Origin of the sequence: Bradyrhizobium sp. A5, assembly GCF_042076515.1 — a bacterium.
Lineage (GTDB): Bacteria > Pseudomonadota > Alphaproteobacteria > Rhizobiales > Xanthobacteraceae > Bradyrhizobium > Bradyrhizobium cosmicum.
Genome location: NZ_CP148990.1, coordinates 6,422,328 through 6,435,740, shown reverse-complemented (window position 1 = coordinate 6,435,740; position 13,413 = coordinate 6,422,328). Strand labels below are relative to the sequence as shown.

General features: G+C 63.5%; 16 protein-coding genes. 8 read left to right on the top strand and 8 right to left on the bottom strand.

Going from position 1 to position 13,413, the window contains the following annotated elements; genetic code table 11:
• Positions 1 to 34 precede the first annotated feature (34 nt).
• Positions 35 to 301 carry a DUF2249 domain-containing protein gene (locus tag WHZ77_RS30450; protein ID WP_375311312.1) on the bottom strand — a complete coding sequence of 89 codons (267 nt, stop codon included), beginning with the start codon at positions 299 to 301 and terminating at the stop codon, positions 35 to 37.
• 11 nt (positions 302 to 312) lie between these two features.
• Positions 313 to 708 (bottom strand): hypothetical protein, encoded by a 396-nt coding sequence (locus tag WHZ77_RS30445; RefSeq protein ID WP_375311311.1) that lies wholly within the window; start codon positions 706 to 708, stop codon positions 313 to 315.
• Between the two features lie 166 nt (positions 709 to 874).
• Here WHZ77_RS30445 and WHZ77_RS30440 point away from each other — a divergent pair, with 166 nt between their 5' ends.
• On the top strand, positions 875 to 1,207 hold the full coding sequence (locus WHZ77_RS30440; RefSeq protein WP_375311310.1) for a DUF6522 family protein: 333 nt from the start codon (positions 875 to 877) through the stop codon (positions 1,205 to 1,207).
• Positions 1,208 to 1,244: 37 nt separating this feature from the next.
• On the top strand, positions 1,245 to 2,066 hold the full coding sequence (locus tag WHZ77_RS30435) for a methyltransferase domain-containing protein (RefSeq protein ID WP_375311309.1): 822 nt from the start codon (positions 1,245 to 1,247) through the stop codon (positions 2,064 to 2,066).
• A 91-nt stretch (positions 2,067 to 2,157) separates the two neighbouring features.
• On the opposite strand, the gene WHZ77_RS30430 is transcribed toward WHZ77_RS30435, so the two are convergent.
• Positions 2,158 to 2,490, bottom strand: coding sequence for a carboxymuconolactone decarboxylase family protein (locus tag WHZ77_RS30430; protein WP_375311308.1), 333 nt, complete (start codon positions 2,488 to 2,490; stop codon positions 2,158 to 2,160).
• A 678-nt stretch (positions 2,491 to 3,168) separates the two neighbouring features.
• Between WHZ77_RS30430 and WHZ77_RS30425 the strand changes: the two genes are divergently transcribed.
• Positions 3,169 to 3,396, top strand: coding sequence for a hexameric tyrosine-coordinated heme protein (locus WHZ77_RS30425; protein ID WP_375311307.1), 228 nt, complete (start codon positions 3,169 to 3,171; stop codon positions 3,394 to 3,396).
• Between the two features lie 206 nt (positions 3,397 to 3,602).
• Here WHZ77_RS30425 and WHZ77_RS30420 read toward each other — a convergent pair whose 3' ends face one another.
• The 4 genes from WHZ77_RS30420 to WHZ77_RS30405 all read right to left on the bottom strand — a co-directional run bounded on the left by WHZ77_RS30420 (position 3,603) and on the right by WHZ77_RS30405 (position 8,157).
• Positions 3,603 to 4,160, bottom strand: a complete 558-nt coding sequence (locus WHZ77_RS30420) for an HNH endonuclease (protein ID WP_375311306.1) — start codon at positions 4,158 to 4,160, stop codon at positions 3,603 to 3,605.
• Positions 4,161 to 4,456: 296 nt separating this feature from the next.
• Positions 4,457 to 5,434, bottom strand: a complete 978-nt coding sequence (locus WHZ77_RS30415; protein WP_375311305.1) for a peptidyl-alpha-hydroxyglycine alpha-amidating lyase family protein — start codon at positions 5,432 to 5,434, stop codon at positions 4,457 to 4,459.
• 94 nt (positions 5,435 to 5,528) lie between these two features.
• On the bottom strand, positions 5,529 to 7,322 hold the full coding sequence (locus WHZ77_RS30410; protein WP_375311304.1) for a flavin-containing monooxygenase: 1,794 nt from the start codon (positions 7,320 to 7,322) through the stop codon (positions 5,529 to 5,531).
• Between the two features lie 187 nt (positions 7,323 to 7,509).
• Positions 7,510 to 8,157, bottom strand: a complete 648-nt coding sequence (locus tag WHZ77_RS30405) for a DNA-3-methyladenine glycosylase family protein (protein WP_375311303.1) — start codon at positions 8,155 to 8,157, stop codon at positions 7,510 to 7,512.
• Positions 8,158 to 8,429: 272 nt separating this feature from the next.
• On the opposite strand from WHZ77_RS30405, the gene WHZ77_RS30400 reads away from it, so the two are divergent.
• The 3 genes from WHZ77_RS30400 (at position 8,430) to WHZ77_RS30390 (ending at position 11,379) form a co-directional block, all read left to right on the top strand.
• Positions 8,430 to 9,107, top strand: a complete 678-nt coding sequence (locus tag WHZ77_RS30400; RefSeq protein ID WP_375311302.1) for a DNA polymerase beta superfamily protein — start codon at positions 8,430 to 8,432, stop codon at positions 9,105 to 9,107.
• On the top strand, positions 9,107 to 10,009 hold the full coding sequence (gene gluQRS / locus WHZ77_RS30395; RefSeq protein ID WP_375311301.1) for a tRNA glutamyl-Q(34) synthetase GluQRS: 903 nt from the start codon (positions 9,107 to 9,109) through the stop codon (positions 10,007 to 10,009). The genes WHZ77_RS30400 and gluQRS overlap by 1 nt, the downstream gene beginning before the upstream one ends.
• 71 nt (positions 10,010 to 10,080) lie before the next feature.
• Positions 10,081 to 11,379, top strand: a complete 1,299-nt coding sequence (locus tag WHZ77_RS30390) for an ATP-binding protein (RefSeq protein WP_375311300.1) — start codon at positions 10,081 to 10,083, stop codon at positions 11,377 to 11,379.
• On the opposite strand, the gene WHZ77_RS30385 is transcribed toward WHZ77_RS30390, so the two are convergent.
• Positions 11,306 to 12,199 (bottom strand): YihY/virulence factor BrkB family protein, encoded by an 894-nt coding sequence (locus WHZ77_RS30385; protein WP_375311299.1) that lies wholly within the window; start codon positions 12,197 to 12,199, stop codon positions 11,306 to 11,308. The genes WHZ77_RS30390 and WHZ77_RS30385 overlap by 74 nt on opposite strands.
• A 312-nt stretch (positions 12,200 to 12,511) precedes the next feature.
• Between WHZ77_RS30385 and WHZ77_RS30380 the strand changes: the two genes are divergently transcribed.
• Together WHZ77_RS30380 and WHZ77_RS30375 are read left to right on the top strand one after the other, a co-directional pair.
• Entirely contained in the window at positions 12,512 to 12,706 is a 195-nt protein-coding gene (locus WHZ77_RS30380; RefSeq protein ID WP_015688858.1) for a twin transmembrane helix small protein, read from the top strand.
• Positions 12,707 to 13,279, top strand: a complete 573-nt coding sequence (locus WHZ77_RS30375; RefSeq protein ID WP_015688857.1) for a cob(I)yrinic acid a,c-diamide adenosyltransferase — start codon at positions 12,707 to 12,709, stop codon at positions 13,277 to 13,279.
• Positions 13,280 to 13,413 lie beyond the last annotated feature (134 nt).

Here is a 13,413-nt window from a genome sequence, read left to right as displayed (position 1 = left end):
CTGAACGGAATGTCGCAAGCTCAAAATCGACGGATCAGCCATGGTCTTCAGTCCCGCGGTCGAGCAGACGCAGGCGAACTCGCCAGAGATCGGGTCCCGTTTCCAGATATGACCAGCCGCAACGCGAGCCATGACGCGCCTCGAGTTGCAGCCGCAGCCGCCTCGGATCGTGATCCACCATGATCTGCAGCGAGTCATCCGGCGCGAGGTGCTCGAATAGGCGGAAGAGGATCGCATGACGGTATTGCGGGTCGATATCCGCAACGTTGATGACGCGTTCAGTGCAGTTCAATTCTGGCACGATCGGTCTCCTCAGGAGATATGCTCCGCGCAGGCGGCTGCGCGGGGATGTTGAGTCATCAATTCGAGGTCGCGAAACAACGCTTCGATATGGCGGATCAGCCGCTCCGACTGGGGCGGATCGACAAGTCTGTGCAGGACCGTATGGAAAAAGGGCTTCAGGATCTTTCCAGTGATCCCCCGCTCGGCGACCATCAGATCGACGATGTTCTTCCCAAGCGGAGAAAGCCCATCGCTTGTCGTCGCGGGATCGAGAATGGAGCTGATGGATCGTTCCACCTCGCTCCACTTGGCGTGCGAAATGTGGGTCAGTACGTTGCAGATATGCGGATGGGCGCGAAAAGACGCATAGATGCGGAAGGCGAGCTCGGTCGTCGAGAGCTTCGGGCGCAGCTCGCTTTTGGACACCCTAGTGGTCCGCGGCCGGGCTTGGGCCCGGAGTTTCGTACCGCGGGCCGGCCGCGCCATTGCTCGGGCTTCCAACTGGGCAGACACGGACATCACTTGACACTCCAGCTCTAAAAGATATATATAGAATATATCTTTAAACGTGCTTCGACAAGGGGAATCTCTAATGATCGAGAACCTCCAAAATGCTCTATCTCAAGCACCGTCCGATCGCGTCATAGGGTTCAGCGACGACACCTTTCTCGTGGACGCCGCACTCATTGGCGAACTTCTGCACGTGCCGGCAACCAGCGTGCCGATCCTGATGCGGGAGAGAAGGATCACGAGCATTTGTGAGCGCGGAACCGGGCAGGACGAAGGGGAGTTTCGCCTCACCTTCTTCTACCGTAGCCGCCGCGCACGGCTGATCACGGACGCGGCGGGCCGCCTCCTCCGTAGATCGGCGATCGATTTCGGTGACCGCCCAATACCGGACGCCCTGCGCCGGTCGGCCGGTTGACAGGCATGGCATTGCTCTAGGGAACAGGAGACGAGAGATGACTGATATTCATACCATCCATGGTGTGGACCTGCCTGGTGGCGACCTGGAAATCGCAAAGATGCCGGGGCATTGGTTGCTTGCCCGGCTCGGCAAGCGTGTCTTGCGTCCAGGAGGCCTCAAACTGACGCGGGCGCTGCTCGACGATCTGGCCATCAGTCCCGCGGACGAGGTCGTGGAGTTTGCGCCCGGTCTCGGCGTCACCGCCCGCATGATTCTGCAACACGAGCCACAGCGTTATACGGCAATCGAGCGCGACGCCCAGGCGGCGCGATGGACCGGCCGGCAGCTGCCGTCCGCTCCTCATATTTCGGTGCTCGTTGGTCGAGCCGACCAGACGCAGCTGCCCTCCGCGTCCGCTTCACTCGTCGTCGGTGAGGCGATGTTGAGCATGCAGACCGCAGAGCACAAGCGCCGGATCGTGGCCGAGGCCTTCCGGCTGCTGCGTCCCGGCGGCCGGTACGGCATTCACGAACTCGCTATCGTCCCGGACGACATGCCGCCCGACTTCCAGGGCGAAATAGATCGGGCGCTTTCGTCCGTCATCCACGTTGGCGCCCGGCCGCTACGCAGCCAGGAATGGAAAGCCCTCTTGCAGAGCGTCGGATTTCGCGTTGTCGCCCTCGGCCATGCGCCGATGCACTTGCTACGGCCGCTTCGGCTGATCGAGGACGAAGGCATTCTTGGAGCTTTGAGGCTGGCAAGAAATCTCATGAAAGACAACGCCGCGCGACGCAGGGTCATGGCGATGCGATGGGTGTTCGAGCGCTACCGGTCAAACCTGAGCGCTATCTACATGGTCGCGCAAAAGGACCCATAGCCGTCGCGGGGAGGTCGGCTCCGACGGGAAGCAGGGAGCGACGGTCCTGGTGGCAGCCGCTACCGGTTCCGTTCTGCGCGAGCGCCGGTCTTCAGGCTTTGGTCTGACTTTCCACATCATCCATAGCCGTCAATGCGAGGGCGCTATGGGCATAGGCACCACCGGCCCGCATCTCGGCTGCGACCCAAATTGCCTCCATCAGCTCCTGGCGCGTGGCGCCCTGGAGGAGCGCGGCCTTGGTGTGTCCCTTGATGCAGTAGGGACACTGCGTCACATGGGCCACTGCAACCGCAATCAGTTGCTTGGTCTTCGCCGGCAGCGCGCCGTCGGCAAACACTTGGCGGCTGAAGGCTTGGAAAGCTTTTTCGGTCTCCGGCGCAAGGTGTCGACGCTTTTCGGCAAGTTCACAGACTTTGCTCACCATCACGAGCTAAGTTTTCCAGAAGACAACAATCGAGGTTTTTTCGTCGGCCTCGGGCCGCTGGCGCTAACCTACATCCTCGAAGCGGGCGGATCGGGCTGTTTTCGACAGCACGTGGTTGCGCCTTACATAACCGCAGGAAAGTTGCACCTCGCTGCTGGTGCCCCAAGCTTCTTCTATCCGGTCTGCGCCGTCTGCTCAGCGCAAGCAGACGATGAATTGATCGACTTGGCCCTCGATGAGCTTCGTAACATCGCTTCGGTTGACCCGGTGGAGCCCAGATCCACTGCGATTAACCCATTGCCTCTATGAGCGTGCTTGCTTCCGTGAGCGTTCTCACGGGTGCGTGCTGCCAGCGTCTGGCGTGCGCCGGGGCCACTCGCGCGTCACGTCAAGAAAATGGCCACGATCATCCCAACGAGTGTCAGGACAAGGCCTGTGACCAACATCGGAACGAGACTGCTGCCGGAATAGGGATCGGTGTTGGCTTCATCTGTAACGGATTGGGCTCGATATCTCATGCTTTTGCTCCGTTCTGCTGCCGCTTGAACCTTTTGCCGAGACCGAGCATGACCAGTTCGCGTTTGCGACGCGGCATTCTAAAGTCTCTAAAATAGGTATTTGAGATATATATTATAGGAGTATGGTCGGCCCGCAAAGCTAAATTTGGAGGGCTCTCGAATGACGGACGTCTGGCTCCCATCGTTGAAGACTGATACTCCCCAGGCGGGCTTTGAGCTCGCCGTCAAGCTCTCGCGAATGGGCGTGAAGCTCACGCAGCCCTCCGAGCAGGTGAGATCGCATCTGCGCGCTGCTTACGAGCAGGATGCTGCACAGCTAATAACCGCATCTCACGTCATTGCGGTGCACTTCCAGACAGTCGCAGCTGCTAACAATTGGTGGCGGTAGCGAAGGTAGCCTGCCGCCCAGGATGCTTGCGGGGTGTCCACCCCGGAACGGGTTGGTTTCGGACTTTTCGGCCAGAATGTGTTTCCGATAATGACGCGCAGCGCGGAGCGCGCAGTGGCCCTTTGTCCCGCCGCGACCGGTTCTAAGCGCGAAGAAAGTGACACTGAATTGGGTCTAATTGAGTCCCAGCAGGCCGGGTGCCAACCCTACGGATCCAGCTCGGTATCCCAGTAGAGATAATCCAGCCAGCTATCGTGCAGATAGTTCGGCGGGAACAGGCGGCCGTTGCGGTGGAGCTGATGCACGGTCGGCGCGAACGCGCTCTGGCGTGGAAACATCTTGGCCTGCACCGGCGTCAGATTGCCCTTGCGCAGATTGCACGGCGAGCACGCCGCGACCACGTTCTCCCAGGTGGTCTGGCCGCCTTTGCTGCGCGGGATGATGTGATCGAAGGTGAGGTCTTCGGGCGAGCCGCAATATTGGCAGGCGAAACGATCGCGCAGGAAGACGTTGAACCGGGTGAAGGCGGGATGCGTGGTCGGCTTGACGAAGGATTTGAGCGAGACGACGCTCGGCAGCTGCATTTGCAGCGTGGGACTGTGAACCGCCTGATCGTAATGCGCGACGATGTTGACGCGGTCGAGGAACACCGCCTTGATCGCGTCCTGCCACGACCACAGAGACAGTGGGTAGTAACTCAGCGGCCGGAAGTCCGCGTTCAGGACCAGCACCGGCCAACTGCCTTGCGAGACATGTGCGTTCAAGTAACGCTCCCGGCCTCCAACATACGCTGCGAAGCAGCATGTGCTGACATACTACATGCAGCGTGACGGGATTGTGAAGCCCGTTGAGCGACTTATTCAGGCGCATGCAATGCGGCGGCGGGGTGGCGAAATGCTCAAAAACGCCGCGATTTAGGCGCCCGAACAGCGGACGTACCGAACGGCGCAGCCACACGCGCCGCCGCTGTCCTGGCGAAGGCCAGGACCCTTGCCGGCTCTCGCAAAACCGCTCTCGGTGGTAACGGGTCCTGGCTTTCGCCCGGATAACGTTGAGATACCTACTCCCGTACCCGCTCGAGCTTCTGCAAACACCGCGTGGAACGTACGACTGCCGGCATCTCCTGGTGCGGAAAGCTCGCTTTCCAATTGGTGACGCCGACTTCGCCGACATAGATGTCGCCCCTCGAATCCAGGGCGAGGCCGTGTGGCGCCAGGAATTTGCCGCTCGCAACACCCGGGCCGTCCTCGCCCCCGAGCCGCGCGATGCGTTTGCCTTGCGCATCGACGATCGACAGCCGCGGGCCGAGATTGGGCACATTGCGGTTGATGTCGAGGCCGGGGCCGAGCTCCCCGATCACGAAGGTCGGGCTCCCGGCCCCGCCGCCGCAGCACAGCGCGCAAGGACGGTGCAGATTGTTCCGCTGCGTCTCGTATTTGCCCTCGCCGTCGAAAACCTGCACGCGATGGTTCTCTCGATCGGCGACATAGACCCAGCCGTCGGAATCGGTGGCGATATTGTGCACGATGTTGAACTGGCCGGGATCGGTGCCGGGCTCGCCCCAACTCTTGATCAGCTTGCCGTCCGGCGTGAATTTATGCACGCGCGCATTGCCATAACCGTCGGAGACGTAGATATCGCCTTTCGGCGATAGCGCGGTGTGGGTGCAGCGGTGGAACGGCTCGCCGCTCATGAACGGCGCCGGCTTCTTGGGGATGCCGATCGTCAGCAGCACCTTGCCGTCGGTGGTGCATTTGCGCACGGTGTGGTCGCCGTCATCGGTGCAATAGAGATTGTCGTCGGCGTCGATGTGCAGTCCATGCGCGCGCGAGAACAGGCCTTCGCCAAAGCTGCGTAGAAAATTGCCATCGCGGTCGAGCACCACCATCGGATGGGCGCCGCGGTTGAAGACGTAGACGCGATCCTTGCTGTCGACCGCGACCGAGGCGACGTCGGTCAGCTGCCAGCCGTCCGGCAGCTTCGCGAAGTTGTCGACGACGCGGTAGCGGTGCTCGCCGGTGCCGAGAATGGCTGGCATGGATATTCCTTTCTGTCATTCCGGGGCACGCGAAGCGTGAACCCGGAATCCATTGTACAGCACATCTCGCGGATGGATGGATTCCGGGTTCGCGCTATGCACGCCCCGGAATGACGGGTGTGCCTACACCCGCCTCCAAAATCCCTTCCTCGATCGCCTTGATCTGGAGCGCGAGATATTTCGAGTTGATCCGGCACTGTGCGAGGCTGCCCGCGATGAACCACAGGCCGGGCTGTGCGGTGCGCGTATACATGTTGCGCAGCTCGAGACCGTCGCCAAATCCCCAGACCGGGCCGATGCGGTCGGCAATGCCGTCGCCGAACAGCTTTCGCACCAGATATTCCTGCGGCTTGTAGCCGGTTGAGAGCACGATGAGATCGGCTGCAACGGTGGTGCCGTCCTTCATCTGCGCACCGTCGGCCGTGAAGCCCTCAATGTCGGAAAACTGTTTCAGCCTGATCTTGCCTTCGACGATCAGGTTGGAGCAGCCGACGTTGAAATAATAGCCGCCGCCGCGGGTAAGGTATTTGAACTGCCAGCCGGTGCCGGCCTCGCCGAAATCGAGCCTGAAGCCGACGCGGGCGAGGCCGTCGAGCAGCTCCTTGTCGAGCTCCTTCGACTGCTCCGTCAGCATCACATGCGTTTTCTTCGCCAGCGGCGTCGGCATCGAGGTCGCAATCAGATCATTGTCCTCGAGCGTGCCCTCGTTGTAGGTCGCATAGGCGAGCTGCGCCGACGGCTCGATATTGGTGACCAGCGTCGGCGAGCGCTGTACCAGCGTCACCTCGGCCCCGCTGGAGCAAAGATCCTGCGCGATGTCGTGGCCGCTGTTGCCGGTGCCGATGACGATGGCGCGCTTGCCCTGCCAGTTCTCGCCGTCCTCATAGCGGCTCGAATGCAGCAGCGTGCCTTTGAAATTATCGAGGGTCGGAATGTCAGGCACGTTCGCGATGCCGCTGACGCCGGTCCCCATCACCACATGGCGCGGATGCATGGTGCGCTTGCTGCCGTCGGCGCGCCGCAGCGTGACCGTCCAGTGGCCCCTGGCCTCGTCATAGGCACCGCCCTCGAACTCAGTGCCGGTCCAGAAGTTCAGCTCCATGGCGTCGACATAGGCTTCGAACCAGTTGGCGAGCTTGTCCTTGGGGATATAGGTCGGCCAGTTCGGGGGGAACGGCATGTAGGGCATGTGATTGACCTGCACCTGGTTGTGCAGGGTGAGCGCGTGGTAGCGCTTGCGCCAGTTGTCGCCGATCCGCGCCTCGCGATCGACGATCAGGGTGTCGATCTTCAGCTGCTTCAGCCGTGCCGCGATGGCAAGCCCGGCCTGACCGCCGCCAACCACGAGCACGGTGGGATCGTGATCGGCATAGTCGCGTGAGGCGTTGCGCAGATCGAGCCAGTTCGGACCGCGGAAGTCGCGCGAATAGGCCTGACCGCGCGGCCGCGATGTGCCGAGCTGTTCCTCGAAACCCCTGAGCTCGTCGAGCGCGGTGAGGAGCGTCCACGCCTTCAGCCGCTCGCCGTCGGCAGGATCTGGCACGAGCCGCACGATGCCGCTGCCGCGCCCCGTCGCGGTTTCGAAGTCAAAGATGGCTTCGATGGTGTTGGTGCCGGCGCGCGTCACCCAGCGTGGTGGTGCGCGGTTGGGGGCGATCTTGAAGTTGGTTGGCGCTGCCTTTGGTGCGAATATGGTCAGCGCTTGTGCGACCTCCTCGCGGCCGGCAAGCGTCTGCAGGTTCCAGCTGAGCGCCAGCACGTCGCGCCAGAAGCACTCGGCCACGAACAGGCGGTCGAGCGCGGCTCGATCGGGCCTGCCAAGCGTGCGCTCGACCTCGTCGAGCCAGGCTTGCGCGGAAATGGCAATATCCTTGGTCTTGTCCAGCATGCGCGACCTCGTGCCGTCTTCGCGGCGTTTCCTCTCAAGCATGATCCGGAAAAGTGGGCAGCGGTTTTCCGGAGAGATCATGCTCTTATTATATGGGATCGAACGCTATACCGGTTCGATGGTGGTCGAAAGCGCTTTACCCGAGCAGCAAGAGCATGTGGCCCTGCTCAGGCGGAATGCGCTCGCGTCAGGCCGGCAGCACGCCCTCGCGCTTCTTCACCGCGCGATAGTAGCTCCACCACAGATGCGCGGCCGCGCCGCGCAGGGGGCGCCAGGGTTCGGCCAGCGGAGCCATCTGCTTTTCCGTCGGCCGCGCCTGCAGGCCGAGGCCAACCTTGATTCCTTCCTGCACGGCGAGATCGCCGGCCGGCCAGGCGTCGCCATGGCCGAGACAAAACAGCAGATAGACGTCGGCGGTCCACGGCCCGATGCCGGGCAGTGCGATCAGCGTGTGATGCGCCGCGTCGGCGTCTTCTTCGGCGAGCACGTCGAGGTTCAGCCGCTCCGCGGTGATCTCGCGCGCGAGATGTTTCAGCGTCTTGATCTTGGCGGCGGAAAGGCCGAGCCGCCCCAGCCGGTCGGTGCGGGCGCGGCGCACCGCGTCATGGTCGAACGGATTGAAGGCTGTGGACAGCCGTCCCCAGATCGCCGCGGCGCTGGCCGTGGAGAGCTGCTGCCCGCAGACGATGTGGGCAAGCCCGGCGAAGCCCGGCTCGCGCCGCCGTAGCGCCGGCATGCCCGCGATGTCCAGCACCGGCTTGAGGCGCGGATCGCGCTCGACCAGCGCGTGGATGGCCTCTTCGAGATCGGATTGGGTTTCGAGGTGGATTGTCATGATTGCACCGGCTCGCGGGAATGCGGGTTTCGCGTCCTGTGGACGGCTCGGGACGATAAGATTAAGACCATTCTATCGGGATCTCGGAAGCGCTGGATGACTTTGAGACGTATTCCTGGGGAGATGGACGGCGAGAAAGTCGCCCTGATCGATGCCATGCTGGACCGTGTCGTAGATGACTATCGCGTCTTCCTGCCGCTGGCGATCGAGAGCGGAAGCCGGGCTGGGGTTTCGCCTCGCCTGACAGCGATTATGACTGCCGCTTTGTCTATGTGCGCCGCGCGCTCGATCACATTACGCCGTGGGTCAGTCGCGATGTCATTGAACTCCCGTTCGAGGGGGATCTCGATGCCAATGGATGGGATTTGCGCAAGGCACTGCAACTCCTCTTGAAGGGCAATGCAGTGATTGTGGAGTGGCTGAACTCACCGGTCGTTTACCGGGGGCAGGAATGGTTCCGCGACGAGTTTCTGGCGTTTGCCAGAGAGGCCGCGAGCCGGGAGGCCGTCTGCCGCCACTATCTTCATCTGGGCGAGCGCCAGCGGCGAGTCTATTTCGGTGACGGGACGAGCGTTGTGCAAAAGAAGATCTTCTACGCACTTCGGCCCGCCGCCGCTTTACGATGGCTGCGCATGCGTCCTGCCGAAGCTGTGGCGCCTATGCATTTCCCTACCCTCATGGAGGAGTGCGACCCGCCGAGCGAACTGAAATCGGAAGTCGTCGAACTCATGGCCAGGAAGGCGATCACGCACGAACTCGGCTCGGCCCCCCTGACGGCTGCGGTGGCGAGCTTCATCGATTCGGAGTTCGATCTTGCCCGCGGGTTGTTTGAGGCCGGTAAGACAAGTGCATCGGACCAGACGATCCTTCGGGCAGAACAGTTTTATCGCGGCGTGGTTCAGCGCCTTGAGCGGGAGAGCGGCGCCAGTTTTCCGTTCCAACCCGCCTGATGCCACCCGTTTTCCGATTTGCCCCCAGCCCCAACGGCCACTTGCATCTCGGCCACGCCTATTCGGCGCTGCTGAACTTCGACCGCGCGCGAGAGACCGGCGGGCGGCTATTGCTGCGGATCGAGGACATCGATGCGGCGCGCTGCCGGCCGGAATATGAGGTAGCGATCGAAGAGGATCTCGCCTGGCTCGGCATGGCCTGGGAGACGCCGGTCCGCCGCCAGTCCGAGCATCTGTCCGACTATCGCGCCGCGCTGGAAAAGCTGTCCGCGCTCGGCCTTGTCTATCCCGCCTTCGAAAGCCGCGCCGAGATCGCAAGGCTGGTGGCCGCGCGCGAGGCCGACGGGCCGTGGCCCCGCGATCCCGACGGCGCGCCGCTTTATCCCGGCGACGCCAAATCGCTGCCGGCCGACCAACGGTCAAGGTTGATCGAAAGCGGTGCGCCTTATGCGCTGCGGCTCGACATGATGGCCGCCTGTCGCCGCGTCGCCGGGTTGACCTGGAATGAGCTGGGCGAGGGGCCCGATGGCGCGCACGGACTCGCGCCCGCGCGGCCCGAGGCCTGGGGTGACGTGATCCTGGCCCGCAAGGAGACGCCCACCAGCTACCATCTGTCCGTGGTCGTCGACGACGCCCTCCAGGGGATCAGCGAGGTTGTGCGGGGGCAGGACTTGTTTCACGCCACCTCCGTGCACCGTCTGCTGCAAGCCCTGCTCGGTCTGCCGAAGCCCGCCTACCGCCACCACGCCCTGATTCGGGATGGCGAGGGACGGAAGCTGTCGAAATCGAGCCTCTCGACCGGCCTGCGGGAGTTGCGCAAAGCCGGCGCATCGCCGGCCAGTATCCGCCGGTTGGTGGGATTAAACCAAGTTTCTCTGGGGGTTAGCGAAACGCCGCCGTGACTCCGGGGGTTCCGCCGTGCCATGCTTGCCTGACGGCCCGGGGTTCGAAGGGGATACTTCGAAGGGGAGTTATGGCGGCGAAAACGCGCGCAGCGCGCACTACGCGGACGTCCAGGCGAGTGGTTCGGAAGCGGTCCGTGCCAGCCGCGAAGGTGCGCAAGCGCAGCCCCAGGGCGGTCACGCCGGACGTGGTCCAGGCGGCCCTTGCCGCCTTTGCCCATGAGGTCCGCACCCCCCTGACCGGAATTCTGGCGATCAGCGATCTGCTCGCAACCTCCGATCTCGGCGAGCGGGAACGGCGCTGGGCGGACACCATCAAGGCCGGTGCCGAGCATCTGGCGAGCCTCGCCACCCTGTTCGTCGATGCCGCCAGAACCGGCAAGGGCCAGGGCGGCGGCACGCTGCGGCAGGATTTGTTCGACCTGCGGACGCTGGCTCGCAGCGCGGGCGATTCGCTCGCCGGCCGCGCCGCGGCCAAGGGCCTCCAGTCCCAGGTCGATATCTCCGAAAAGCTGCCGGGGCTGGTGGTCGGCGATCCCGTCCGCCTGCGCGCCGCGCTTGAGAACCTGATCGACAATGCCGTGAAATTCACCGAGCACGGCGGCGTGGCGCTCGCGGTCGCGCCCTGGCGTCCCGCCAAACGCAAGGCCAAGGCCAAGGCGAAGGGCAGGGCAAAGGGTAAGGCAAAACAGAGGAGCAAAGTCGGCGTCGCCTTCTCGGTCTCCGACAGCGGCATCGGCCTCGCCATGGCCGAGATCAAGCGGCTGTTCCGCCCGTTTACCCAGGCCAATGTCACCATCGCCTCGCGCTTCGGCGGCGCCGGCCTCGGGCTATCCTCGGTGAAGCAATTGGCGCGCGCCATGGGCGGCGACATCTCGGTTGCGCCGCGGCGCGGCGGCGGCGCCACCTTCACATTGACGGTGTCTCTGGATGCAACGGGATCGGGCAGGTCCCGCAAGTCGAAGGACGAAGCCGATGTTGACGCAATGGCCGCACTGCGCGTGCTCAGCGTCGAGGACAATCCGTTCGGCCGGGTCGTGCTCAACACCATCCTGACCGAGCTCGGCCATCATGCCGAGTTCATCGGGCGCGGAGAGGACGCGGTGAACCGGCTCGCGAAAGGCGCGTTCGACGCGGTGCTGATGGACATGGTGCTGCCGGGCATCGACGGGGTCGAGGCGATCAGGCGGATCCGCACCATGGCGCCTCCGCTGGCTCAGATCCCCATCATCGGCGTGTCCGGCCGTGGCGAGGACGAGGCGGCCTCGCGCCAGGCCGGCGCCGACGCCTTCCTGGTCAAGCCTGTGTCTCCGAGGGCTTTAGCGACTGCGCTGCTTGAAGCGAGACGCCGTGAGGAAGCCGCGACTTGATGATCGCGGCGTTGAGCTCGCCGCCGTAAACGAAGATCGCGGCGATGAAATACAGAAACACCAGCGCAATGATCACCGAGGCGAGCCCCGCATACATCGTCACGTAGTTGTTGGCGAAGCGCGCCAGATATTGCCCGAACACGATGCCCGAGATCAGCGAGGCCACGATGGTGAAGACGATGCCGGGCAGGATCTGGAGGAGGCCGCGCCGTCCGGCCGGCAGCCAGGCATGCAGGATCAGCAGCGCCACCACCAGCGCGCCGACGGTGATGCCGTAGCGCAGCCAGGTCAGGATGCTCTCGTTGGATTCGACGAACAGCGGAATGTAACGCCGCGCCGCCTCGATGACGAGCGGTCCGAGCACGATCAGGAACGCCATGGCGAGCGCGGTGAAAGCGGCGACCAGCGTGTAGCCGATCGATTCCAGCCGCAGCCAGTACCAGCGCCGCATCTCCACCACGGCATAGGCGCGGTTGAGCGCGACACGGAGCGCCTCGACGCCGTTCGACGCGAAGTAGACCGACAGGACCGCGCCGATGGTCAGCGCGCCGGAGCGGGTCGTGGTCAGCACGTCGTGGATTTCGCCTGAGAGCGAGTCGGCGACCTGACTGGGCCAGACCTGGAGCATCAGCCCGGCCGCCTGATCGGCGAGCTCCTTCGAGCCGAAGAATCCGGCGAGCGAGGTCAGCACGATCAGGAATGGGAACAGCGCCATCAAACTCGACAGCGCGATATGGCTCGCGATCGCCCAGCCGTCGTCGGCGAGGAACGTGTAGAAGGCATCCTCCACGACGACGTAGATGGTGCGGATGGCTTTCACGTGGCACCTACACCGCTTCTTCCTCTCCCCGCGCGTGGAGAGAGGTGAGGTGAGCAGGCGATTGGCGCAAATCGGGAGTCATTCCGCTACCATCTGATATTATTGGCCTAAAAGCCAGATCACGAAGCGCCCCGCAGTCATTCCGGGGCGCGCGTAGCGCGAGCCCCGAATCCATCCAGACCGCGGCGCAAGTGGCGCAATGGATTCCGGGCTCGATACGCCGGGCTTCGCTTCGCTCGGTCCCGCCCCATCGCCCCGGAATGACGGGGTGGGGAGATAGCGCATCTGCGCACACGGTGTTATCACCCCCCAATGGCATCTCTCCTGAGTACTTTCATCCTGCCGGTAGCAGCCGGCGCCGTGGCCGTGGTGCTGCTGCTTGGTCTCGTCAACATGATGCGCGGTGGCTCGCCCAACACCTCGCAGAAGCTGATGCGCTGGCGCGTGCTGCTTCAGTTCGTGGCGATCGTCGTCGCCATGCTCGCAGTCTGGGCGATGGGGCGCTAAATGGTCACGCTCAACCGCATCTATACGAAGACCGGTGACGACGGCACGACAGCGCTCGGAACCGGGGAGCGCCGTCCGAAATACGATCTGCGCATCGCGGCCTATGGGACGGTAGACGAAACCAATGCGGCGATCGGCGTCGTTCGTCTGTACACAAAGGACGCGCCCGAGCTCGACGCGATGCTTGGCCGTATCCAGAACGATCTGTTCGATCTCGGCGCCGATCTCGCTGTTCCCGAACGCGAGGGCAAGGCCGAACGGCTTCGGGTGGTGGCAAGCCAGGTCGAGCGGCTCGAGCGCGACATCGACGCGCTCAACGACAAGCTCGCGCCACTGACCTCCTTCGTACTGCCGGGCGGCACGCCTGCCGCCGCCTACCTCCACGTCGCCCGCACGATTTGCCGCAGGGCGGAACGGGTGATGGTGGAACTGGCGGCCCGGCCCGGCGAGCCCGTCGGGACGGCTGGCATCCATTATATGAACCGCCTGTCGGACTTCCTGTTCGTGGCCAGCCGTGCCGCTAACCATAACGGTGCCGGTGACGTGCTTTGGGTTCCCGGTCAGAATCGCTGACCCCGGGATCGCTGCCCATTGAGCCGCGCATTTCTGAGGTCTAAAATTTGGCCCCTGCGCGCGTTGACCGGGCCGGATCAGGCCTTTAGGTTCCGCGCCAGTTGATAACCCCCCTCCCAAATTGAGTGAAAGAG